Raw genomic sequence first — 23,604 nt, 5'->3', positions numbered from 1 at the left:
TATCTTGTCCTTCAAATTGTTCCATTATCCTAGTTTTATTGACTTAAATATACGGAAATTAAATGACTAACTCAAAATAATTATTTACATTTTAATTCCCTTCCCTTTGGAAAGGGTTAGGGATGGGATCAGAGTGATTTTGTTCTTCCACCATCAACAGGAACGTTAATTCCGTTGATAAAACTTGCCTTTTCACTTGCTAAAAAGACAACTGCATTGGCAATTTCTTCAGGTTTTGCAAATCGTTTTGCAGGTGAAGCGTTTTTCATTGCCGCTGCAACCTCATCAAAAGAATTTCCAGTTTTAGCAGATTTATTTTTAATTATTTCTTTCAATCTTTCGGTTCCTGTTGCTCCTGGTAAGACATTGTTGACTGTAATACCAAATTCACCCAGCTCATTTGCCAACGTTTTAGACCAACTTGCAACAGCGCCACGTATGGTGTTTGAAACGCCCAAACCATCTAAAGGTTGTTTTACAGAAGTGGAAATTATGTTGATAATTCTGCCAAAACATTGTGTTTTCATAAACGGGACTAAACTTTGCACTAAAATATGATTGCATTTTAAATGTTGCGTAAAAGCGCTTTCAAATTCCTCAATCTTCGCATTAAAAATTGGACCTCCTGCAGGACCTCCAGTATTATTCACCAAAATATGAAATTGCAACTCTAAATTTCCTAAAACTTGTTTTAATTCATTTGGCTTGGAAAAATCGGCAACCAAATAACCATGACACTGTGCTCCGCTATTTTGTAATTCTGCTAAAACCGCTTTTAACTTTTCTTCGTTTCTTGCAATTAAGGTAACATTTACCCCTTCTTCCGCCAATAGTATTGCGGTTGCTTTTCCTATTCCTTGTGTGCTGCCACAAACTAAGGCATTTTTATTTTTTAGTTTTAAATTCATTTATTTTAGTGTGTTATCTATGTCTGGTCGAGCGCAGTCGAGACCTAATTAATTATCTGGATTATATTTATGATGTGTAGCGTTTCTGCATTCTGATAATATTTCTAACAAATCAAAATCATAATTTGCTAAAGCTAATTTCTTTCTACTGCTCCACTTTTTTATTTTCTTTTCAAAATAAATTGCTTGATCAACATCATTAAAAACTTGATTAAATATTAATTCTAAAGGTCTTCTTTTATAAGTAAAACAACTTTTATTCAATCCTTTTTGATGCTCTTCAAATCTTCTTTCTATATTATTTGTAATTCCAACATAAAGTAAACTGTCTGAACATTTTAATATATAAACAAAATACATTTTCATAATAACCTCTCGACTGCGCTCGAGGAGACATTTTAGTGCTAATTATATTCTACCATTTTTTAATCTTCACCGCTTTTTCAAAGTGATTTAACTCATGCGTTTCTATCCACCAAGTAGCCATTTCTAGTAACAATTTTGGATTGTCATTTTTATTCTTGAAAAAAGCATAAAAAGACAAACCAACATGATCTCCTTTTTTAGCAATTTTTTCATCACAAACTTGAATGATTTTCTCTCTTATTTCTTTATTCATTCCTATCCCTAACCCTTTCCAAAGGAAAGGGGATTTATTTAGTTATGGCTAATTATATTTATTTATCAAATTATTTTCATACATCTTAATTCTTGACAACAGTTTCTTCCCTTTGGGAAGATTAAGATGGGCTATATATACAAATATTTTTAGGCTCTGTAAAAAAGCGCAATGCTTCAAAACCACCTTCTCGTCCTACTCCACTATTTTTCACTCCTCCAAAAGGTGTTCTTAAATCACGCAGCATCCAAGTATTTACCCAAACAATTCCGGTTTGTAATTGTTTAGAAAATTGCATGGTTCGGTTTAGATTATTTGTCCATAATGTTGCTGACAAACCATATGGTACATCATTGGCTAATTGCAATGCTTCTTCATCTGTTTTGAACGATATAATCGTAACAACAGGTCCAAAAATTTCTTCTTGATTTAAGCTACATTTATTGTCAAAAACTTCAATAATAGTGGGTTGTAGATAATAACCATTTTCACAATTTTCTACAGTCACTTTATTGCCGCCAAATACTATTTTTCCTCCTTCTAGTTTGGCACCATCAATATACGATTTTACTTTTGCTAAATGTGCTGCAGAAACCAAAGCCCCCATATTTGTATCTTTTGCTGAGGGATTGCCAACTTTTAACTCCGCTACTTTTTTGATAAAATCTATTTTGAATTGCTCATAAATTTTTTCTTCAACAAAAATTCTACTTCCGCACAAACAAATCTGACCTTGATTCGCAAATGAAGAACGAACCGTTGTTGCCAACATCTTCTCGTAATCACAATCTGCAAAAATGATATTTGGGTTTTTCCCACCCAACTCTAAAGACAGCTTTTTAAACATTGGTGCAGCGACGCTTGCAATATGTGCACCTGTTTTTGTACCCCCTGTAAATGAAATTGCCTTGATATTTGGGTGCGCTACAATGGCTTGTCCTGTTGATGTTCCTAATCCATGTACAATATTTAAAACGCCTTTTGGGAGGCCTGCTTCATTACAGATTTCGCCTAATAAATAAGCAGTCATAGGTGTAATTTCACTCGGTTTTGCAACCACACAATTTCCTGCAGCTATGGCTGGTGCAATTTTCCAGGTAAACAAGTACAAAGGTAAGTTCCAAGGAGAAATACAACCAACAACTCCAATGGGTTGACGTAATGTAAAATTAACCGCATTTAATCCCACACTTTCGTGTGCTTCTGATGAAAACTGTGTTATCGCATTTGCAAAAAACTGGAAATTACTTGCTGCTCTTGGAATATCCACTTGTTTTGCTAAACTGATTGGTTTCCCATTGTCTTTTGATTCTGCTGTTGCTAAAACCTCTAATTTTTCCAATATTAAATCAGCAATTTTTAATAATATTTTACTTCTTTCTTCTAACGTGGTATTGCTCCAACTTGGAAAAGCTGTTTTTGCTGCTTGGTATGCGCTTTCTACATCTTCTTTTGAGGAATTTGGAGTTTGTCCGTAAATTTCTCCTTTTGATGGATTGTAGTTATCAATATATTCCCCATTTATTGGATTTACAAATTCTCCGTTGATGTAGTTTTGGATGTTCATTTACTATTTTAATTAAACTTTCTATGTATGTTCGAGACCTGAGAAAAAAAATTTTTTCAAACGGCTTGAATGACGTAATGTCTCCTCGAGCGCAGTCGAGAGGTTTTAATGAGGTCTCGACTGCGCTCGACGACAGTATTTACAATTTGTAAAACATCAACTTACAAGCTACATCAATGGTAGCGCAGTCGAGAACTCATTATTTATCCGGATTATATTTATGATGCGTTGTATTTCTGCATTCTGATAATATTTCAATCATATCAAAATCATCATTTGCTAAAGCCAATTTCTTTTTACCACTCCATTTTTTTATTTTCTTTTCAAAATAAATTACTTGCTCAACATCATTAAAAATTTGATGAAATATCAATTCTAAAGGTCTTCTTTCTATGTTATTTGTAATACCAACATATAGCAAATTATCTGAACATTTTAATATATAAACAAAATACATTTTCATAAATAAACCTCTCGACTGCGCTCGAGGAGACATTCGTTAGTTAATTAGCCTTCTTATAAGCTGCCACTTTCATCTCTACCACCAAATATGGATGTGGTAATTGATGCACAGCAAGGGTTGTTCTTGTTGGCGTTATGCTACCTAAAAAAATTTCTATGTAAACCATTATATACATCTTATTCATTCGTAATAAAATCTAAATAATTATCTTTACTTACCACCATCAATTGATGATTTGGATACGCATTCGTAAAACTTTTACTAAATTTTGCTTTTCTTTTAACATTCCATTTGAACTCATAAGCACAAAGGGTACCCTTATAATCTTCTACAAAATCGATTTCTTGCTGGGCTTGATTTCTCCAAAAATAATCATTAGAAAGCATGCCGTTATTTGCTTTAAATTTTAATCTTTCTACAATTAAAAAATTTTCCCATAAAGCACCAATATCTTGTCTTAAGCCAACAGGATTCCAATTTTTTATTACTGAATTTCGAATACCAACATCATAGAAATAAATCTTTTTACTTTTTTTAAGTTCGTTCCGTAAATTTCTACTCAAAGATGGCAATCTAAAAACAATAAACGCTTTTTCAAGCAATAAAATATAACGCGCTACTGTCTCGTTATTTAAACCTACTATTTGTCCTAATTCGTGATAAGATACTTGTTGTCCTATTTGAAATGCTAAAGCTTGCACCAAGGCTTCTAATTTTTGAGGTTTTTTAATATCTTCCCAAGTAAGTATGTCTTTATACAAGTAACTGTCTGAAAGCTGATTTAAAATTTCTTTTTCATTTCCAGGATTGTTAATTACATCTGGATACCAGCCATAAATTATACGATGATTTAGCAAACGCGATTCTTCTAAAAGTGAATGATGCTGTATCATTTCATTCATACTAATTGCCCATAATTTATATTCCCATTTTCTACCTGTAAGTGGTTCGTTAATTTTATTTGCGAGGTCAAAAGCGGAAGAGCCTGTTGCTATTATTTTAATTTCTAAAAATTGATCATGTAGTATTTTAAGAGTAATTCCGATATTTTCAATGCGTTGTGCTTCGTCGATAATGATTCTTTTATAATTACCAATTAAACGTTTTAAAAACGATGCTGATGTATTTTCAAGTAGCTGTCTCGTCTCATAATCATCTCCATTTAGTAAAAGCGTTTCTGAATTCATAAAATTCTTTAAAAGCAGCGTAGTTTTCCCAACTTGTCGAGAACCAACTAAAACAATTACTTTATGGTCATTAAAGTTTTTAAGTATGCGCGCTGTAAGATTTCTATTTATCAAAATATTTACTTTTAAATCGTAAAAATAATATAAATTTTGCTACTCAAGTATTGAAATGAAGTCTTTTTTGGAATTTCACTTCTTATAAGCAGTCACCTTAATCTCTACCACCAAATCTGGATGTGGTAATTGATGCACAGCCACAGTGGTTCTTGTTGGTCCCGTTTCTTTGTCAAAAAATTCTGCGTAGGCTTTGTTATAGCCTGCAAAATCATTCATATTTACTAAAAAGGAAGAAACATCTACCACATCTTTTAAACTTGCACCAACCGTTTTTAAATTACGATCGATATTTTCTAAAACTGCTTTTGTTTGTAAATAAGAATCTAATTTTTTAGTTCCCATTTCGTCTATGATTACGACTCCTGCAATCGTGTTATCTGGTTTTCTTGAACTTGTTCCCGATACAAAAATAAAATCGCCAACAACTTTTACATGTGGATACGCGCCTCTTGGTGTTACTTTTTTTTCTCTCATATTATTGTGCTAATTCTAATAATTTTAAAGTCGTTCTTAAATTTCTTGTAGTTGCAACTACATCCAACTTTCTCTCAATAATATTATTAGTCAGTTTTGTGCTACCAAAACCTGACGGACAATATAAATACACAACATCTTCAACTATTTTATATGAGTCTTCTCCAATATTTTTGACTTCGATTGTCGTTTCTTTTGTTGATTTATTCAGAAATGTTAACGCAACTATTTTTTCATTTTCTATTGAAAAAGGATAATTATCAATTACTTTTTTCCATTCTAATATTGTTCTCGCTAAAACAGGAACATCGAATCCAAATCTCTCTTGAATTCCGTTTTTAATTTTATCACAAATTTCATCTTTCTCTAAATCTGACTCTAAGATAATATTTCCACTTTGAATATAGGTTTGCACATTTTGAAAATCTAAATTATTTAATAATTCACGTACATCTGCCATCGGGATTTTATTTTTTCCTGAGACATTGATTCCACGAAGTAAAACAATAAAAGCCCCACCTAACCTCACCGAAGGGGAGGAACTCGCAACATTATGGTTTTCTTTTGTGCTCATATTATTTTAAGTTTACATCAATTTGTTTTCAAAAAACTGCTAGCTCCATCCCTTGGGGAAGGTTGGGATGGGCTTTACATTCCTGCAACTTTATCTTCTTGCAAAATCTCGTTAGTTTCTTTGATTACTCTCTTTAAAACAATTTCTAACTCATCTTTTGTCATATCGATCGAAGTCGAGATATCGTCACCAGAAATCAAATTCAATAATGCTTTATCTTGTGCTCTACCTCTTTTCATGGCTTCTTGATAGCCCATATTTTCATTAAAAGTAACTAACGAATATTTTGACGAATATTGTGTTGGAAATGTTTTTTCTAAATCCATTTCTATCTTTCTTTTTTCTTTAAACAAAGGATTCGCAACATGGTCTTTCATCTCATGAAAATTATCGATTGCCAAATCTGCAATGGCATCTGTATCGTGTTTTCTAGCTTTTTGATAGGCTTTAAAAACAGCTTCCCAATCCTTTAATTCTTGATTCAAGATTCCATCTAACACAAAAACATCTTCAAATGAAGCATTCATTCCTTGTCCATAAAACGGCACTATTGCATGTGACGCGTCGCCAATTAACAACGTTTTATCTTGATAGCTCCAAGGCGAACATTTAATGGTTCCCAAAGGTCCTGTTGGGTTATTGATAAACTCTTCTTGTATATTCGGAATTAATGCCAAAGCATCTGGAAATTCCTTCTCAAAAAATTCGGTTATTTTTTTTTCTGAAGTTAAATTTTCGAAATTAAATTCGCCTTTATTATAACTTAAAAAGAGCGTTACGGTAAAACTTCCATCCATATTTGGGAGTGCAATCAACATAAAATCGCCTCTTGGCCAAATATGTAAATGCCCTTTACTTATTTGATGATTTCCATTTTTATCCGCAGGAATCTCTAATTCCTTATACCCGTGATTTAGATAATTTTGAGAATAACTGAATAAGAATTTGCGTTCTGAAACATAACTTTTTCGCAAAGAAGAACCTGCGCCATCTGCTCCAAAAATTACAGTGGCATCCACAGTGAATTTTTCCTTGGTTTTGTAATCTTTAAAATGAGCTGTCGTATTTTCTATATCAACTTTTGTACATTTTTTATTGAAATGGAGATTTACATTTTCATGCTTTTCAGCTTCATCTAATAAAATCGCATTCAGATCTCCTCTCGAAATTGAGTTGATATATTCGTTTTCTCTTCCAGAATAATTGGAAGAAAATGTATTCCCTTGGGTATCGTGCATTAATCTGCCATTCATAGGAATGCATATTTCTCTAGCTTTTTCTTCCATTCCACATAATCGCAGTGCTTTTAAACCTCTATCTGACAAAGCTAGATTGATGGATCTCCCAGCAGAAATATCTACGGTTCTTAAATCTGGTCTGCTTTCGTATATGGCAACTTTATAACCTCTTTGTGCAAGTCTTAATGCAAGTAAACTTCCACATAAACCTGCGCCAATGATGAGTATTTTATCTTTTTTGTTCATTTATTTATTTTAGATTCCTGTCTCTACCTTCGGCAGACAAGTGCGCAGGAATGACAGACGCAATAAGAAACTGAAAAAGTTCAGTTTAACTATTTTACAATAACGTTTGTAAAATAGTTACCATTTGATACACATCTTCAAAACTATTGTACATAGGAACCGGTGCACAACGTATTACGTCGGGTTCTCGCCAATCTGTAATGATATGCTGCGCTGTTAGTTGTTTATGCAAATTTTTATCAGCATTTTTAACTTGAATGGATAATTGGCAACCTCTTTCCTTTGGATTACTCGGTGTGATAATTTTTATATCCTCAGAATCAATTTCGTTGATTAAAAACTCAAAATAACCTGTTAGCTTTTCTGATTTTTCTCTTAAAGCGTCCATTCCAACTTTATCAAATAAATCTAGAGACGCTTTTATGGCTGCCATAGACAATATGGGCGGATTTGACAATTGCCAACCTTCTGCTCCTTCCATCACGTCAAAGGGTTGTCGCATATTAAAGCGCGTTGCTTTGTTATGATTCCACCAACCTGCAAAACGTGGCAAGTCTTTGTTTTTTGAATGCTTTTCATGAACAAAAATTCCTGCCAAACTTCCGGGTCCGGAATTTAGATATTTATAGGTACACCAAGCTGCAAAATCGACTCCAGAATCATGTAAGTTGGGTTGCACATTTCCTGCTCCGTGTGCTAAATCGATTCCTACCACACAATCTTTTGAATGCCCAATTTCTGTAATCCTTTTCAAATTTAAAAACTGACCTGTATAATAATTTACACCTCCAATAAGAAGCAATGCAATTTCATTTCCTTGTTCTTTAACAATCGTTTCTAAATCTTCTATATCTAATAATGCCGAACCTTTTTTTGGTTTCCACTCAATAACATCCTCTTTTGAGAAACCATGAAATTTTAATTGCGATTCCACAGCATATCTATCTGAAGGAAATGCATCACTTTCTATTACAATTTTATATTTTGTTTTGGTAGGTCTGTAAAATGAAACCATTAACAGATGAAGATTAGTCGTTAATGTATTCATTACAACCACCTCAATTGGTTTTGCGCCAACTATTTTTGCCATTTTATCCGTTAAATATTCATGATAATTCAACCACGGATGCTTCGCCTCAAAATGACCTTCTACGCCCAAATTTGCCCAATCTTCTAATTCTTGGTTGATATATTCCTTGGTTGATTTTGGTTGCAAGCCCAAAGAATTCCCTGTAAAATAAAGCCATTCATCTCCATGCTGATCTTTTGGGATATGAAATTTTTCTCGTAAATAAGAAATTTTATCCTCTTTGTCTAATTGCTTTGAGAACGCTAAAGTATTTTTGAATTTCATGAATAAAAAAATGATTGTTCTCAAATATAAAACAAACTATTTTTAGAATAAAGTTTAAAAGAATAAATTACTATCTTTATTTTTGATGAAATTCTAAAATTGAAATTATGAAATTCCAAAAATTTATATATCTATTCTCAATTATTCTATCTATTTCCTGTAGTAATAATTCTCTTTTAGTAGTTGGTTTAGAAGGTGTTAATGAAAGTATTAAAGCTGAGTATGCACCCGATAGAAGAGTGGCTATTTATGATATAAAATTTGACAATTCAGACGATAAAATTATTGTCTCTGGAATGACAGATTCTAAAGAAGCATACCAAAAATTATTAGATAGTTTAAAATCTTTAGATGTAGCCTATATCAATAAAATTCGTGTTTTACCAGATACTATTGTTGGTAATAATATGTTTGCTGTTGCTAAAAATTCGGTGATAAATATTCGTTCAGAACCCAAACATTCTGCTGAATTAGGCACACAAGGTTTGTTAGGAATGCCCTTAAAAATTCTAGACAAGAAAGGTGATTTTTATAGAATTCAAACTCCAGACAGATATATCTCTTGGGTAGATAGAGGGGGAATTCACACGATGAACAAAGGCGAATTCGATACTTGGAACGCTTCTAAAAAAGTGCTTTTTACAACCAATTTTGGCTATGTTTACAAAAAGAAAAATGTCAATTCTGAAATTATTTCGGATATCACTCTTGGTGGGCTTTTAAAATATTTATCTGAAGATGCTTCTTTTTATGAGGTAAAGTATCCAGATAATAGAACTGGTTTTGTAAAAAAGAGCGAAGCTATTATTTACGAGAAATGGTTGCAAAAACTACAACCTTCTCAAATAAACATCGAAACTATTGCTAAAAAAATGGACGGTTTTCCTTATTTATGGGGAGGAACTTCTGCTAAAGGAATGGATTGTAGCGGATTTACAAAAATGGTGTATTTAATGAATGGTTTTGTGATTTCTAGAGATGCTTCTCAACAAATTAATGCAGGTAAAACGGTAGATGTTAATTTTACTTTTGAAGGTTTAGAAAAAGGGGATTTATTGTTTTTCGGAAAAAAAGCTACAGAAAATAAAAAACAACGTGTTACGCATGTTGGTATTTGGTTGGGCAATTCTAAAATGGAATTTATTCATGCTGCTGGGAATGTTCATATTAGTTCTATGGACGAAACACAAGCTAATTATGATGGGTTTAACAGAAATAGATACCTAGGCAGTAAGCGTTATTTGGGAGTAAAGGATAAAAATATTATTGACTTAAAAAAAGAATTTAAGCACTAAGAAAAAAAATCATAAAAAAGACCTTTCAACTAAAAATTGAAAGGCTTAAATTTTATAATTAATTAAAAAATCGCTGCATCATTATTTCTCGTAATGATGGAAACTCGGTTAATACAAAACTCTAAACTTAATAGTTCCTGCTACGTTTCTTAATTTTTCAATGACTTCTTTATTGTATTCTTTGTCTAAATCTGTAATTACATAGCCCACTTTAGGGTCTGTAGATAAATATTGCCCCGTAATATTCAAATCGTATTTAGCTAGAATTTTATTGATTTTCGCCATGACACCTGGAACGTTTTTATGAATGTGTAAAAAACGATGCGCATTGGTTTGTCTTGGCAAACGAATGTTTGGAAAATTCACAGCATCTACTGTATTTCCAGAATTCATATATGCCATAATTTTACTCGGTACAAAATCTGCAATATCACGCTGCGCTTCTTCTGTACTTCCACCAACATGCGGTGTTAAAATTACGTTTGGCAACCCTTTTAAATCTGTAAAGAATTCGCCATTTTTTCTGGGTTCTTCAGGATAGACATCCACAGCAGTTCCTGCAATTTTTCCTGATTTTAAAGCGGCTACTAAAGCCTGAATATCAACTACAAATCCACGAGAAAGATTCACCAAAAATGCACCATCTTTCATTTGAGAAATTTCCTTTTTTCCAAAGAAATTTTTATTTGCAGCATTGTCATCAACATGCAGAGTAACCACATCAGAAATGGCTAACAACTCAGATAGTTCATCTACTTTAGTGGCATTTCCTAAAGCCAATTTATCTTCAACATCATAATAATACACATCCATTCCTAAAGCTTCTGCCAAAATAGAGAGTTGCGAACCAATATTACCATAACCCACAATTCCTAGTTTTTTACCACGAACTTCCCTAGAACCTTCAGCAGTTTTGTTCCATTGCCCATTATGAATCTCTGTGCTTCTCTGAAAAACACTACGCATTAACATAATAATTTCTCCAATGGCCAACTCTACTACAGAACGGGTATTGCTATAAGGTGCGTTAAAAACTACAATTCCTTTTTCTTTACAAGCTTCTAAATCGATTTGTTTGGTACCAATACAAAAAGCACTCACCACCATTAATTTCTCTGCAGCGGCAACTACTTTCTTGGTCACATTTGTTTTAGAACGAATTCCTAAAACATGTACGTCTTTTATTTTTTCTATCAACTCGTCTTCAGACAAACTTTTAGAAACCGTTTCTACAGAAAAACCATCTTTAGACAACTTTGTAAAAGCATCTGAATGCACGTTTTCTAATAATAAAATCTTAATTCTGTTCTTTGGGTATGAGATATTTCTTGGCAAATTATTTACGTATAAAAATTCATCTAAATTTGGCGCTATATGGTCTGCGTTTTCTGTTGTTTTATCTCTTGAAACATTTTCTGTATAGGCAAAAAAGGTATCAGCCACACCTGCTTCACGAGTTACATAATCGCTATAACCATCACCAATAACTTGTATCTCTCCATCTAAATTCATGTCTTTTAAACATTGAATTTTACCATTGTGCTTCGACAATACATTTTCTTCATCAAAACCAATAATTTCTCCATCTTCTGCAAACTCAAACGTATTTGCATACACTCTTTCTGAAGGAATGTTGTATTCTTTTACAATAGGATCTATAAATTCTTTAAAACCACAAGAGATCACATAAATATCATCTGCAAATTCTTCAAAAAATTCCTTATTACTTTCAATAGAATTAGAAACTTGCTTTTTTAAAGCAACCACTAAATCTTTTAAATCTGCCTTGTTTGCTTTTAATAATTTTATTCTTCTTTCTAAAGATTCTGTAAAAGAGATTTCACCATCAATTCCTAAATTGGTAATATCAATGATCTCTTGAATAATTTCTTTTTTCTTCGGATTGTTTTGAAGCGTAATTTCTGCTAAAACGTCTAATGCTTCAACCTTTGTTAGCGTGCTGTCAAAATCGAAAATATAATTTCTTTTTTCGGTACTCATTTTTGCGAATCTTGGTTGATTTTTAATAGCGGTAAAGCTACAAATATCGTAGGTTATTTAGAAGTGTATTTAAAGTTTTATGATATCTATTGTAATTCACTACAATAATCTATAAGTTGATAAAAATAATCTTTAAAACCATTATATATTATGAAATCCCAAAAGAAGTAGCCACCAAACTATGGGCAACGATTCTACCCAAAAAGAACTGTAGTATTTTGATTGATTGATTTTAGAGCGCATCAAGAAAATTAGCGTTAAAAAAAAGAAAATTAGAAACGTATTTTTTGAAATATCGCTTCCGTTCATGCTGTATTCTATCAACAAAGCAAAAATTAGGATTCCTAAACCCAATCTTTTTGTTTTTTGGATTCCTATTTTCTTAGGAATTGTTTGTAAAGAAATCGCATCATACTTTACATCCCTAATGTCAAAAGGTAAAATTAAAACAACCACAATTAAAAAACGTTGTAGCAATAATAACAAAATGTTTAGCGAGACCTCTTTGCCTGCATTAATTGCAGGTATTAATACTGTAAAACCTGCCCAAACGAAAGCTACTACGATTATCTTTAAATAACTCACCTGACGTAAATTTTTATCAAATCCACTTAAAAACGGAACTGCATACAATACCGTTAAAACAACAAAAGGAATTGAAACATAGATGGTGTTTAAAGGAATTTGAAATCCGTAATAACACATCGCTAAAAAACAAAAAAGAGAAAATACTTGAATAATTTTTAAATCTTCCGTTAAACTCTTGTGATGCAATTTTGCAACCCCTGCATATTTTACAAAATTATAACCCGTAATGGTTCCGTAAAAAATAAAATAATCTAAATTTTCGCTATAGGTAAGTGCTAAATAGTGTTCAGTGATTCTTACAAATGCGTACACAGCAAAACCTACGTGAATACTAGCATTGATATAAAAATTGAACAGTATTTTTAAAAACTTCATTAAACAAAAATAACCCTTCTGTTTATAACATTCATTTTTAGTTGATAATTAACATCAATTTATTCATTTTCAGTTAAAAAATAATCCATTTAATCCTTATTTTTGTTCCGCCAAAGAAATCATTTTTATTGGTTGATAAAAAGAACACTAAATCGATTGAAACATATCGTAACTAAACTAAATTAATGAATACAAATTCGTTTCAACTTAGACATATTGGTCCAAATACAAAGGAACAAGAACAAATGCTATCAACTATAAAAGCTGATGATTTAGAACAATTAATTACGGAAACTGTACCTGACAATATTCGTTTAAAAGACGCTTTAGATTTGGCGCCAGCAATGAGCGAATATGAGTATTTGGCGCATATAAAAGCACTTTCAGAAAAAAATAAAGTTTTTAAAAGTTATATTGGTTTGGGCTATCATGAGGCGATTGTACCCAGTGTAATTCAACGAAATATTTTAGAAAACCCAGGTTGGTATACTGCTTACACACCCTATCAAGCAGAAATTGCGCAAGGTAGATTAGAAGCGTTGTTAAATTACCAAACCATGATTTGCGATTTAACAGGAATGGAATTGGCAAATGCTTCGCTTTTAGATGAAAGTACCGCCGCAGCAGAAGCCATGGCTTTGCTATATGATGTAAGAGAAAGAGCAAAGAAAAAAGCTGGTGCCAATCAATTTTTTGTTTCTGAAGAAATTTTGCCTCAAACATTATCTCTTTTACAAACACGCTCCACGCCAATTGGCATTGAATTGGTCATTGGAAATCATGAAGATTTTGATTTTTCTGATGGATTTTTTGGAGCAATTTTACAATATCCAGGAAAACACGGACAAATTTTTGACTATGAAAATTTTGTAGCAAAAGCGAATGGAAACAATATAAAAGTAGCGGTTGCAGCAGATATTTTATCGTTGGTAAAATTAAAAGCACCAGGAGAATTTGGAGCTTCTGTAGTAGTTGGAACCACACAACGTTTTGGAATTCCGTTAGGTTACGGAGGTCCTCATGCAGCTTATTTTGCAACCAAAGAAGCTTATAAAAGAAGTATTCCTGGAAGAATTATTGGTGTTACCAAAGATAAAAACGGAAAGCGTGCCCTACGTATGGCATTGCAAACCAGAGAACAACATATAAAGCGAGAAAGAGCCACATCTAACATTTGTACTGCGCAAGTTTTATTAGCGGTGATGGCAGGAATGTATGCTGTTTTTCATGGAAAAAACGGAATTCAACACATTGCAGATCGTGTTCACAAAAACACGAAAACTTTAGCTACAATCTTAGAAGGTTTAGGTTTTAAACAATTGAATACTTCTTATTTTGATACACTTTTAATAAAAGTAAAAGCTCAGAAATTAAAAGAAGTTGCCGAAGCCAATAACATCAACTTTAATTATGTTGATGAAAACCATGTTTCAATTTCTGTAAACGAAACTGTGGGTACTAAAGAAATCAACGCAATTGTAAATTGTTTTGAAAAAGCATTTCATTTAAAAGCTAGCGAATCCAAATCATCAGAAACTATAATTTCAGAAAACCTACAACGAAATACTTCGTTTTTAGAAAATGAAATTTTCAATACGTATCAATCTGAAACAGACATGATGCGTTACATCAAAAAACTAGAACGTAAAGATTTGGCATTAAACCATTCGATGATTTCTTTGGGTTCTTGTACAATGAAATTAAATGCCGCTTCAGAAATGTTGCCTTTAAGCAATCCACAGTGGGGAAATATTCACCCATTTGTGCCCCTAAATCAAGCAGAAGGTTATCAAGAAGTTTTGCAAAAATTAGAACATCAATTAAATATCGTTACTGGTTTTGCAGGTACTTCTTTACAGCCCAATTCTGGTGCACAAGGTGAATTTGCTGGTTTAATGACCATCAGAGCATATCACCAATCAAATGGAGATTCGCACAGAAATATTTGTATCATTCCCGCTTCTGCCCATGGTACAAATCCTGCTTCTGCTGTGATGGCAGGGATGAAAGTGATTGTGACTAAAACTGCAGAAAACGGAAATATAGATGTAGATGATTTGCGTGAAAAAGCAGCATTGCATTCAACTAATTTAGCGGCTTTGATGGTAACTTATCCATCAACACATGGCGTTTTTGAGAGTGAAATTCAAGAAATCACCAAAATTATTCATGATCATGGCGGACAAGTGTACATGGATGGTGCAAATATGAATGCGCAAGTTGGCTTAACGAACCCTGCAACCATTGGTGCAGATGTTTGTCATTTAAACTTGCATAAAACATTCGCGATTCCACATGGTGGTGGTGGCCCTGGCGTAGGACCAATTTGTGTAGCGCCACAATTGGTGCCATTTTTACCAACGAACCCTTTAATTCCGACTGGAGGAGAAAAAGCAATTACAGCAATTTCTGGCGCACCTTGGGGCTCTGCTTTGGCCTGTTTAATTTCTTACGGATACATTAGCATGTTAGGTTCAAAAGGATTGACAGATGCTACCAAAATGGCCATTTTAAATGCAAACTATATCAAAGAACGTTTAGAAGGTCATTACCCAACGTTGTATACAGGTGAAAAAGGACGTGCAGCACATGAAATGATTATCGATTGCCGTGATTTTAAACAACACGGAATTGAAGTCGTAGACATCGCAAAGCGTTTGATGGATTATGGTTTTCACGCACCCACCGTTTCTTTCCCAGTGGGAGGAACGATGATGATTGAGCCTACAGAATCTGAAAGTATTGCTGAATTGGATCGTTTTTGTGATGCGATGATTTCAATCAGAGAAGAAATTAAAAATGCTTCTAAAGAAGATGAGAACAATCCTTTAAAAAACGCGCCTCATACGCAAGAAATGCTAACTGCAGATGATTGGACACTGCCCTACACTAGAAAACAAGCCGCATTTCCGCTGGCATATATTGCAGACAATAAATTTTGGCCTACCGTAAGAAGAGTTGATGATGCTTATGGAGACAGAAACTTAATTTGTTCTTGCAACCCAATAGAAGATTATATGTAAACACAATATGTTTTTAGGTATTACAAACCGTTTCTATATACGAAACGGTTTTTTTATACGTAAGAATTCACAAATAAGAATTTTATGATAGCAAGCAATAGAAACAATCATTTATATTTCATTAACTCAATAATAGAATCACCTTTACTAAAACATAAGTCGAAAAGTAAAAAATTAAACGCAACCAAATCAAAAATTTTCTAAAATAGAGGAGGTTGAGCATCCATAAACTTACTATTTTCATAAAAAATGGGAGCGATTTTCATCTACTCCCAAATATCTTTATTTATAAAACAATAAACTCTAAATATCCGTAATCGTGTAATAAAGTTGAATAGGTTTATCATCAAATTTTGAAAATACTAATACATATTCATTTTCAATGATAGAGATGTCATTTGTATTCAATTCCTCCTTTTCTTTTACTACAATATTTAAATAATAATCATCATTTGAACTACAAGGTAAAGTAGACATCTTATACGCTACGGTATCAACTATTTTATTTCGTGAAAAATGACCTATAACAACTGTATATAGATTGAAATCGATATCCATATCACAGTTGTCCGATACATAATAATTATAATCATTTAGATTATTTATTATTTTTAATTCATTAAAATCAACGTTCGTAAAGTTAAATTCAAAGTCATCGCAGTTCATACTTTCATTAACTGCGAGTATATCTACTTTAGTTGAAAAACAAGGATTCTCATTGCTATTACAAGAAAGAAAAACAACTAGAATTAAAAAATAAAATTTCTGAAACATCTTTTACCAAGTTATATATTCATAAGTTAAATTTATCATTTTTTTACTTAAACGAAAAAAATAAAATTTTATTATTAGGCGAAGTTTTTTTGTATTTTTGTACAGTAGTTTAGCATCTCCGTTTGCAGACTTATCCTTTATGGATCTTGCTAAAGATGCTGAACTATCTTTTTCTCTTTCCTTTTTTATGGTTTTTTAATTTACTCTTCCATCTTTAGAAACTATGCTCAATATGCATTGTAAATTGATTTCAAATTGTATTTTTACTAGAGAATTCACAAGAATTTCCTCCATCTTCTGAATTAATTAATCCAGTTTCTTCAAATTTGGGGCATGTGTATGGTTTTTTATGTTTCATTTTTAGTTAAATGAAAAACCTCGACCCAAGGGTACGAGGTATCAAGTAGAAAATTATTTTTTATTTCGACGCAGAGCGTCGGGGAACCAGCCGGCCGGCTGGCAGGTAAAACCCATAGATCCCGCTAAAAAAGCGGGATTAGCCTGCCTGCCGGCATAGTCAGGTTCAGCTAGCAATTTTTAATTCATTGCTTTGCTTCCGAAGCTTCGGAATAAAAATTGAGTTTCACTAATTTAATACTTGATCTTCATTTTCTATTAAAAATTCAAATGCTTTATTTACTAATTCATTGAGTTTCATTTTCTTTTTTTCAGCCAATATTGCTAAATGTCTGTGAACTCCTTTAGGAGTTCTTACATTGAAAACACCTTTAAAAAATTTATTGGGTTCTTTACCTACTAATTTGCAAGTTTCAATATAATCCTCAACAGCTTCAATAAATGAAGCTCTTAATTCTTCAACTGATTCAGCTTCATAATTTACTAAATCATTAATACCTATAATTTTTCCAAATAGAATATTATCTTCTGAACTAAACTCGACAGAACCGTAATATTCTTTATATTTTAAATAATTTTCCATAATCTTAACTTTTCTAATGTTTGTCTAATAACATATTGTTTCACAATATTATCTGGGTGCGGTTTGTGAAAGTTTAATATCTGCTTTTTAGAATTTATAAATTTTACTCTTGAACCTCCAGATTTTCCTTTCTTTTTTATTTCAGTAAAACCGAAATGAGCCAATAATTTTAAAAGCTCATTCCAAGTCAAATCAATTGGAACACTTAAAAATTTTGCTATTAATTTCTCAATCTTACTCATGTGTAAATATACAAATTATATGTAACTATATTATAGTTACATATAATTTTTTTAAAATAAAGTATTAAATTATAAATAGTTCAATGGTTTAATAAATATCACTCCGAACTTATTGGGGGCTAAACTAACAAGTAACATTACCAGCAAACCCAGCCTTAAGGTGTTGTGAATTGATTTCAAATTGTATTTTTACGTGAGAATTCACAAGAAAAACAATATATTAGAACAGGTTTTAGTAGTTGTGAATTGATTTCAAATTGTATTTTTACGTGAGAATTCACAAGATTTTTTATTGTTAGAATAAAGTGTTAAGCGTTGTGAATTGATTTCAAATTGTATTTTTACGTGAGAATTCACAAGTAAAACTTACGAATTGTCAACAGAACAAGCGTTGTGAATTGATTTCAAATTGTATTTTTACGTGAGAATTCACAAGCATGATGAAATCCACTTGTAGGACTGATGTGTTGTGAATTGATTTCAAATTGTATTTTTACGTGAGAATTCACAAGTTTCATAATTATATGTTTTAATATTTACCCGTTGTGAATTGATTTCAAATTGTATTTTTACGTGAGAATTCACAAGTAAGTTTTTGGTTATTTGTTTATCTATTAAGTTGTGAATTGATTTCAAATTGTATTTTTACGTGAGAATTCACAAGAGCAAAACAATTTTACTCTGCATCCATTCCGTTGTGAATTGATTTCAAATTGTATTTTTACGTGAGAATTCACAAGAATAATATTACAAGTAACCTAAAAAAGTAAGTTGTGAATTGATTTCAAATTGTATTTTTACGTGAGAATTCACAAGCTCCAATCGCTATATTATCGCAATCAATTAGTTGTGAATTGATTTCAAATTGTATTTTTACGTGAGAATTCACAAGGTACCATAATTATGGCGAAAACACAAGAGAGTTGTGAATTGATTTCAAATTGTATTTTTACGTGAGAATTCACAAGCTTCACCAAACAAAGGCTGTTCTATATTTAGTTGTGAATTGATTTCAAATTGTATTTTTACGTGAGAATTCACAAGACTCCAGACATTTCAAGTGAAACTACAACAGTTGTGAATTGATTTCAAATTGTATTTTTACGTGAGAATTCACAAGAAAAAGATAACCGTATCTATAAGTGTTTTCGTTGTGAATTGATTTCAAATTGTATTTTTACGTGAGAATTCACAAGAAAGATGTTGAAGAATATATTTGGGAATTTGTTGTGAATTGATTTCAAATTGTATTTTTACGTGAGAATTCACAAGAGGACATTAAAAAACGGAGACAAGTACAGTGTTGTGAATTGATTTCAAATTGTATTTTTACGTGAGAATTCACAAGTACATTAAAAGAAGGCAAACCATTATGCTGGTTGTGAATTGATTTCAAATTGTATTTTTACGTGAGAATTCACAAGAATTGCAGCAGGTATGTTTGCTGCAGATAGTTGTGAATTGATTTCAAATTGTATTTTTACGTGAGAATTCACAAGTTATATGTGGGGAGATTTAGACAGCACTCCGTTGTGAATTGATTTCAAATTGTATTTTTACGTGAGAATTCACAAGAAAAAAGAAGCGCGTATTTTTTGCAATGGAGTTTTGAATTGATTTCAAATTGTATTTTTACGTGAGAATTCACAAGCTATATGACTTCACCACCTTGCCAGGGGTTGTTGTGAATTGATTTCAAATTGTATTTTTACGTGAGAATTCACAAGATGGATGAAGCTTATTACAACAAACCAAGTGTTGTGAATTGATTTCAAATTGTATTTTTACGTGAGAATTCACAAGGCAGTTTTGTATCGCCCAAAAAGAAACGCCGTTGTGAATTGATTTCAAATTGTATTTTTACGTGAGAATTCACAAGGAGCGCAGTTAGAAGCGTTTATAAAATTCGGTTGTGAATTGATTTCAAATTGTATTTTTACGTGAGAATTCACAAGTTTCTTCTGTAAATGTTGGTGCAGGAGCAGGTTGTGAATTGATTTCAAATTGTATTTTTACGTGAGAATTCACAAGAAGAACTATGCTTAAAAAAGGTGGCGATATGTTGTGAATTGATTTCAAATTGTATTTTTACGTGAGAATTCACAAGTAATTTGGTTTGTCATAAATTCAAGCGTTTGTTGTGAATTGATTTCAAATTGTATTTTTACGTGAGAATTCACAAGCGTAGTTCTGCTATCGATTTATTGATGGGGGTTGTGAATTGATTTCAAATTGTATTTTTACGTGAGAATTCACAAGCTTTTTGTAGAGCGTACACCGTTACTGAGGGTTGTGAATTGATTTCAAATTGTATTTTTACGTGAGAATTCACAAGCAATAATCGAATAAGGTTGCGTGTCTGTTCGTTGTGAATTGATTTCAAATTGTATTTTTACGTGAGAATTCACAAGCTATTCCTAACGTCGCCGACCCGTTGTTGCGTTGTGAATTGATTTCAAATTGTATTTTTACGTGAGAATTCACAAGTTTTCAAGGAATTTAATACTGAATTTACAGTTGTGAATTGATTTCAAATTGTATTTTTACGTGAGAATTCACAAGAGCAAATAATTTAGTTGCTCACTACGGCGAGTTGTGAATTGATTTCAAATTGTATTTTTACGTGAGAATTCACAAGCTCTCTCAAAAGTTCTACCGCTCTCTGTCAGTTGTGAATTGATTTCAAATTGTATTTTTACGTGAGAATTCACAAGATGCGACACCGTGCGGCATTGTAACCGTTTGTTGTGAATTGATTTCAAATTGTATTTTTACGTGAGAATTCACAAGGACAGAGTGGAAAAAAGACAGAACGGACAAGTTGTGAATTGATTTCAAATTGTATTTTTACGTGAGAATTCACAAGTAAATACGTTTCTTTAGCTTCAGACCCCTTGTTGTGAATTGATTTCAAATTGTATTTTTACGTGAGAATTCACAAGTTGTTGGTTCTAGTTTAGTCAAATACTTCAGTTGTGAATTGATTTCAAATTGTATTTTTACGTGAGAATTCACAAGCTCTGTTCGTTTTTCTTTGTCGGTTTTATAGTTGTGAATTGATTTCAAATTGTATTTTTACGTGAGAATTCACAAGGCTGGCCTTGTCTCATGCAGCCAAAACGAGGTTGTGAATTGATTTCAAATTGTATTTTTACGTGAGAATTCACAAGTTTACTGTGTTTCCGTCAATTTGTATATAGGTTGTGAATTGATTTCAAATTGTATTTTTACGTGAGAATTCACAAGAACTTCACGCTCTTTAGGTTCGTAAACCTTGTTGTGAATTGATTTCAAATTGTATTTTTACGTGAGAATTCACAAGAATTATTCTTTGATTTGGCATGGCGCAATAGTTGTGAATTGATTTCAAATTGTATTTTTACGTGAGAATTCACAAGTATGCTTTAGTATCGTATGTATCTATTGTCGTTGTGAATTGATTTCAAATTGTATTTTTACGTGAGAATTCACAAGGTATGTTGAATATTATATTTTAAGTAAACCGTTGTGAATTGATTTCAAATTGTATTTTTACGTGAGAATTCACAAGTTATCGAGTGCGCATAATGATAAGTTGTTTGTTGTGAATTGATTTCAAATTGTATTTTTACGTGAGAATTCACAAGGCTTGTGCTTGTTGTAACGTTAGGATGATAGTTGTGAATTGATTTCAAATTGTATTTTTACGTGAGAATTCACAAGCTGCCACGGCTTCATCGTGTACGTGCATTAGTTGTGAATTGATTTCAAATTGTATTTTTACGTGAGAATTCACAAGTCGTACCCCGCAGTACATATCGGGTACGAAGTTGTGAATTGATTTCAAATTGTATTTTTACGTGAGAATTCACAAGTTAATACGCGGGTTGGGCATTAAAGAATACGTTGTGAATTGATTTCAAATTGTATTTTTACGTGAGAATTCACAAGTGGAATGTGTATGTAACACCTAAAACAGGAGTTGTGAATTGATTTCAAATTGTATTTTTACGTGAGAATTCACAAGATAAAACGCTATCGTTAATCCCACCCCCGTGTTGTGAATTGATTTCAAATTGTATTTTTACGTGAGAATTCACAAGTCCAATTTATCTTTTCCCTGTATGATTCCAGTTGTGAATTGATTTCAAATTGTATTTTTACGTGAGAATTCACAAGTTCCCATAGTACAAAAATAAATACCAACTTGTTGTGAATTGATTTCAAATTGTATTTTTACGTGAGAATTCACAAGGATAATCTTTATTTATTGCTTGGTTATGGCGTTGTGAATTGATTTCAAATTGTATTTTTACGTGAGAATTCACAAGTAAAATTACGAGTAATTGTTTCAGAAGCTCGTTGTGAATTGATTTCAAATTGTATTTTTACGTGAGAATTCACAAGGAAATTCATTTTATATTGTTGGAATAATCTGTTGTGAATTGATTTCAAATTGTATTTTTACGTGAGAATTCACAAGTCACAACCCATATATTTAGAAATAATGTCTGTTGTGAATTGATTTCAAATTGTATTTTTACGTGAGAATTCACAAGAAATTTAGTTCCTAAATGTTTAGAAGCTTGGTTGTGAATTGATTTCAAATTGTATTTTTACGTGAGAATTCACAAGTTTTGATTTATTAGAAACTAAAGGGGGTGGGTTGTGAATTGATTTCAAATTGTATTTTTACGTGAGAATTCACAAGTGGGGCGACAGATAAATACAATAGTCGATAGTTGTGAATTGATTTCAAATTGTATTTTTACGTGAGAATTCACAAGATAAGCTAAATGAATTATTCTCATGTAAGAGTTGTGAATTGATTTCAAATTGTATTTTTACGTGAGAATTCACAAGGATTTACAGTAATCTTTTTAGTAGCAGCTGGTTGTGAATTGATTTCAAATTGTATTTTTACGTGAGAATTCACAAGTTGCTCATTAATTGTATTGTAGTATTAGCAGTTGTGAATTGATTTCAAATTGTATTTTTACGTGAGAATTCACAAGAAATCAAGTTGATTTTAACGGAAATAAAGCGTTGTGAATTGATTTCAAATTGTATTTTTACGTGAGAATTCACAAGTTAATTTACTTGAATTACTTATAAAACCACGTTGTGAATTGATTTCAAATTGTATTTTTACGTGAGAATTCACAAGGATTGCTTCTTTAGGTGGAAACACTGTTGCGTTGTGAATTGATTTCAAATTGTATTTTTACGTGAGAATTCACAAGGGGACGTGTTGTTTGTTTGTCTTGTCCTTCGTTGTGAATTGATTTCAAATTGTATTTTTACGTGAGAATTCACAAGTAGGTTTAGCAGCTCTGATTCGTGGTCACGGTTGTGAATTGATTTCAAATTGTATTTTTACGTGAGAATTCACAAGGTCAATCCCAAAATATTGAGTAAAATCAATAGGTTGGGATTCCTTTTTTGGATAAAGAATCTATGATCATTTTCTAGAATTAAAGTCAAATCTTATACGTTTTTTTAATTCTAATTATTTCAAGAATTGACACCTTTTAAATATGAGATTCCTGCCTCTACCTTCGGCAGACAAGTGCGCAGGAATGAACTGTGCTTAAAAACAAATATTTGGTTGATAATTTTCTATATATTTTTGTTTTGATG

17 protein-coding genes, 1 pseudogene and 1 CRISPR repeat array are annotated in these 23,604 nt (G+C 32.0%); of the genes and pseudogenes, 2 read left to right on the top strand and 16 right to left on the bottom strand.

The window, feature by feature from the left end; genetic code table 11:
• Window positions 1–128 precede the first annotated feature (128 nt).
• The 11 genes and pseudogenes from Q0998_RS18135 to kynU all read right to left on the bottom strand — a co-directional run bounded on the left by Q0998_RS18135 (window position 129) and on the right by kynU (window position 8,747).
• A complete protein-coding gene (locus Q0998_RS18135) occupies window positions 129–908 on the bottom strand; it encodes an SDR family oxidoreductase (protein WP_299672462.1) in 780 nt (259 codons plus the stop codon).
• A gap of 48 nt (window positions 909–956) precedes the next feature.
• Window positions 957–1,274, bottom strand: coding sequence for a GIY-YIG nuclease family protein (locus tag Q0998_RS18130; RefSeq protein WP_299672460.1), 318 nt, complete (start codon window positions 1,272–1,274; stop codon window positions 957–959).
• A gap of 49 nt (window positions 1,275–1,323) precedes the next feature.
• On the bottom strand, window positions 1,324–1,527 hold the full coding sequence (locus Q0998_RS18125; RefSeq protein ID WP_299672458.1) for a DUF6500 family protein: 204 nt from the start codon (window positions 1,525–1,527) through the stop codon (window positions 1,324–1,326).
• A gap of 121 nt (window positions 1,528–1,648) precedes the next feature.
• The gene (locus Q0998_RS18120; protein WP_299672456.1) at window positions 1,649–3,094 is read right to left on the bottom strand and encodes an aldehyde dehydrogenase; all 1,446 of its coding nucleotides are present in this window, start codon (window positions 3,092–3,094) and stop codon (window positions 1,649–1,651) included.
• A gap of 199 nt (window positions 3,095–3,293) precedes the next feature.
• On the bottom strand, window positions 3,294–3,557 hold the full coding sequence (locus tag Q0998_RS18115; protein WP_299672454.1) for a GIY-YIG nuclease family protein: 264 nt from the start codon (window positions 3,555–3,557) through the stop codon (window positions 3,294–3,296).
• A gap of 40 nt (window positions 3,558–3,597) precedes the next feature.
• Window positions 3,598–3,687, bottom strand: a pseudogene (locus Q0998_RS18110) (RidA family protein); the annotation flags it as partial.
• A 46-nt stretch (window positions 3,688–3,733) separates the two neighbouring features.
• Entirely contained in the window at window positions 3,734–4,858 is a 1,125-nt protein-coding gene (locus Q0998_RS18105; RefSeq protein WP_299672452.1) for an ATP-binding protein, read from the bottom strand.
• Between the two features lie 75 nt (window positions 4,859–4,933).
• The gene (locus tag Q0998_RS18100) at window positions 4,934–5,335 is read right to left on the bottom strand and encodes a RidA family protein (RefSeq protein ID WP_299672450.1); all 402 of its coding nucleotides are present in this window, start codon (window positions 5,333–5,335) and stop codon (window positions 4,934–4,936) included.
• A gap of 1 nt (window position 5,336) precedes the next feature.
• Window positions 5,337–5,909: a DUF1697 domain-containing protein gene (locus Q0998_RS18095; protein ID WP_299672448.1), complete on the bottom strand. Its 573-nt coding sequence runs from the start codon at window positions 5,907–5,909 to the stop codon at window positions 5,337–5,339.
• 74 nt (window positions 5,910–5,983) lie between these two features.
• A complete protein-coding gene (locus tag Q0998_RS18090) occupies window positions 5,984–7,393 on the bottom strand; it encodes an NAD(P)/FAD-dependent oxidoreductase (protein ID WP_299672446.1) in 1,410 nt (469 codons plus the stop codon).
• 94 nt (window positions 7,394–7,487) lie between these two features.
• Window positions 7,488–8,747: a kynureninase gene (kynU, locus tag Q0998_RS18085; protein WP_299672444.1), complete on the bottom strand. Its 1,260-nt coding sequence runs from the start codon at window positions 8,745–8,747 to the stop codon at window positions 7,488–7,490.
• Between the two features lie 107 nt (window positions 8,748–8,854).
• Between kynU and Q0998_RS18080 the strand changes: the two genes are divergently transcribed.
• Window positions 8,855–10,042 carry an SH3 domain-containing C40 family peptidase gene (locus tag Q0998_RS18080; RefSeq protein WP_299672441.1) on the top strand — a complete coding sequence of 396 codons (1,188 nt, stop codon included), beginning with the start codon at window positions 8,855–8,857 and terminating at the stop codon, window positions 10,040–10,042.
• A gap of 108 nt (window positions 10,043–10,150) precedes the next feature.
• On the opposite strand, the gene serA is transcribed toward Q0998_RS18080, so the two are convergent.
• On the bottom strand, window positions 10,151–12,043 hold the full coding sequence (gene serA, locus Q0998_RS18075) for a phosphoglycerate dehydrogenase (RefSeq protein ID WP_299672438.1): 1,893 nt from the start codon (window positions 12,041–12,043) through the stop codon (window positions 10,151–10,153).
• 141 nt (window positions 12,044–12,184) lie between these two features.
• Window positions 12,185–13,006 (bottom strand): hypothetical protein, encoded by an 822-nt coding sequence (locus tag Q0998_RS18070; RefSeq protein ID WP_299672436.1) that lies wholly within the window; start codon window positions 13,004–13,006, stop codon window positions 12,185–12,187.
• Window positions 13,007–13,191: 185 nt separating this feature from the next.
• On the opposite strand from Q0998_RS18070, the gene gcvP reads away from it, so the two are divergent.
• On the top strand, window positions 13,192–16,029 hold the full coding sequence (gene gcvP, locus Q0998_RS18065) for an aminomethyl-transferring glycine dehydrogenase (RefSeq protein WP_299672434.1): 2,838 nt from the start codon (window positions 13,192–13,194) through the stop codon (window positions 16,027–16,029).
• A gap of 303 nt (window positions 16,030–16,332) precedes the next feature.
• On the opposite strand, the gene Q0998_RS18060 is transcribed toward gcvP, so the two are convergent.
• From Q0998_RS18060 to Q0998_RS18050, 3 genes are all read right to left on the bottom strand, one after another.
• Window positions 16,333–16,695, bottom strand: a complete 363-nt coding sequence (locus Q0998_RS18060) for a hypothetical protein (protein ID WP_299672432.1) — start codon at window positions 16,693–16,695, stop codon at window positions 16,333–16,335.
• A gap of 694 nt (window positions 16,696–17,389) precedes the next feature.
• Window positions 17,390–17,743 (bottom strand): type II toxin-antitoxin system HicB family antitoxin, encoded by a 354-nt coding sequence (locus Q0998_RS18055; protein WP_299672430.1) that lies wholly within the window; start codon window positions 17,741–17,743, stop codon window positions 17,390–17,392.
• Window positions 17,728–17,985, bottom strand: coding sequence for a type II toxin-antitoxin system HicA family toxin (locus Q0998_RS18050; RefSeq protein WP_299672428.1), 258 nt, complete (start codon window positions 17,983–17,985; stop codon window positions 17,728–17,730). Before Q0998_RS18050 ends, Q0998_RS18055 begins: the two co-directional genes overlap by 16 nt.
• Window positions 17,986–18,147: 162 nt before the next feature.
• Window positions 18,148–23,359: a CRISPR direct-repeat array (repeat unit 46 nt; unit sequence GTTGTGAATTGATTTCAAATTGTATTTTTACGTGAGAATTCACAAG).
• Window positions 23,360–23,604 lie beyond the last annotated feature (245 nt).

Source organism: uncultured Polaribacter sp. (assembly GCF_947501385.1).
In the GTDB taxonomy this organism is placed as follows: domain Bacteria; phylum Bacteroidota; class Bacteroidia; order Flavobacteriales; family Flavobacteriaceae; genus Polaribacter.
Note: the sequence above shows the minus strand (reverse complement) of the source record. Positions and strands in the feature narration are given on the sequence as shown.

Bases quoted from the DNA above. Each gene is read 5' to 3' on its own strand.
- Q0998_RS18135 (WP_299672462.1), bottom strand. From the start codon at position 908: ATGAATTTAAAACTAAAAAATAAAAATGCCTTAGTTTGTGGCAGCACA.
- Q0998_RS18130 (WP_299672460.1), bottom strand. From the start codon at position 1,274: ATGAAAATGTATTTTGTTTATATATTAAAATGTTCAGACAGTTTACTT.
- Q0998_RS18125 (WP_299672458.1), bottom strand. From the start codon at position 1,527: ATGAATAAAGAAATAAGAGAGAAAATCATTCAAGTTTGTGATGAAAAA.
- Q0998_RS18120 (WP_299672456.1), bottom strand. From the start codon at position 3,094: ATGAACATCCAAAACTACATCAACGGAGAATTTGTAAATCCAATAAAT.
- Q0998_RS18115 (WP_299672454.1), bottom strand. From the start codon at position 3,557: ATGAAAATGTATTTTGTTTATATATTAAAATGTTCAGATAATTTGCTA.
- Q0998_RS18100 (WP_299672450.1), bottom strand. From the start codon at position 5,335: ATGAGAGAAAAAAAAGTAACACCAAGAGGCGCGTATCCACATGTAAAA.
- Q0998_RS18095 (WP_299672448.1), bottom strand. From the start codon at position 5,909: ATGAGCACAAAAGAAAACCATAATGTTGCGAGTTCCTCCCCTTCGGTG.
- Q0998_RS18090 (WP_299672446.1), bottom strand. From the start codon at position 7,393: ATGAACAAAAAAGATAAAATACTCATCATTGGCGCAGGTTTATGTGGA.
- kynU (WP_299672444.1), bottom strand. From the start codon at position 8,747: ATGAAATTCAAAAATACTTTAGCGTTCTCAAAGCAATTAGACAAAGAG.
- Q0998_RS18080 (WP_299672441.1), top strand. From the start codon at position 8,855: ATGAAATTCCAAAAATTTATATATCTATTCTCAATTATTCTATCTATT.
- serA (WP_299672438.1), bottom strand. From the start codon at position 12,043: ATGAGTACCGAAAAAAGAAATTATATTTTCGATTTTGACAGCACGCTA.
- Q0998_RS18070 (WP_299672436.1), bottom strand. From the start codon at position 13,006: ATGAAGTTTTTAAAAATACTGTTCAATTTTTATATCAATGCTAGTATT.
- gcvP (WP_299672434.1), top strand. From the start codon at position 13,192: ATGAATACAAATTCGTTTCAACTTAGACATATTGGTCCAAATACAAAG.
- Q0998_RS18060 (WP_299672432.1), bottom strand. From the start codon at position 16,695: ATGAACTGCGATGACTTTGAATTTAACTTTACGAACGTTGATTTTAAT.
- Q0998_RS18055 (WP_299672430.1), bottom strand. From the start codon at position 17,743: ATGGAAAATTATTTAAAATATAAAGAATATTACGGTTCTGTCGAGTTT.
- Q0998_RS18050 (WP_299672428.1), bottom strand. From the start codon at position 17,985: ATGAGTAAGATTGAGAAATTAATAGCAAAATTTTTAAGTGTTCCAATT.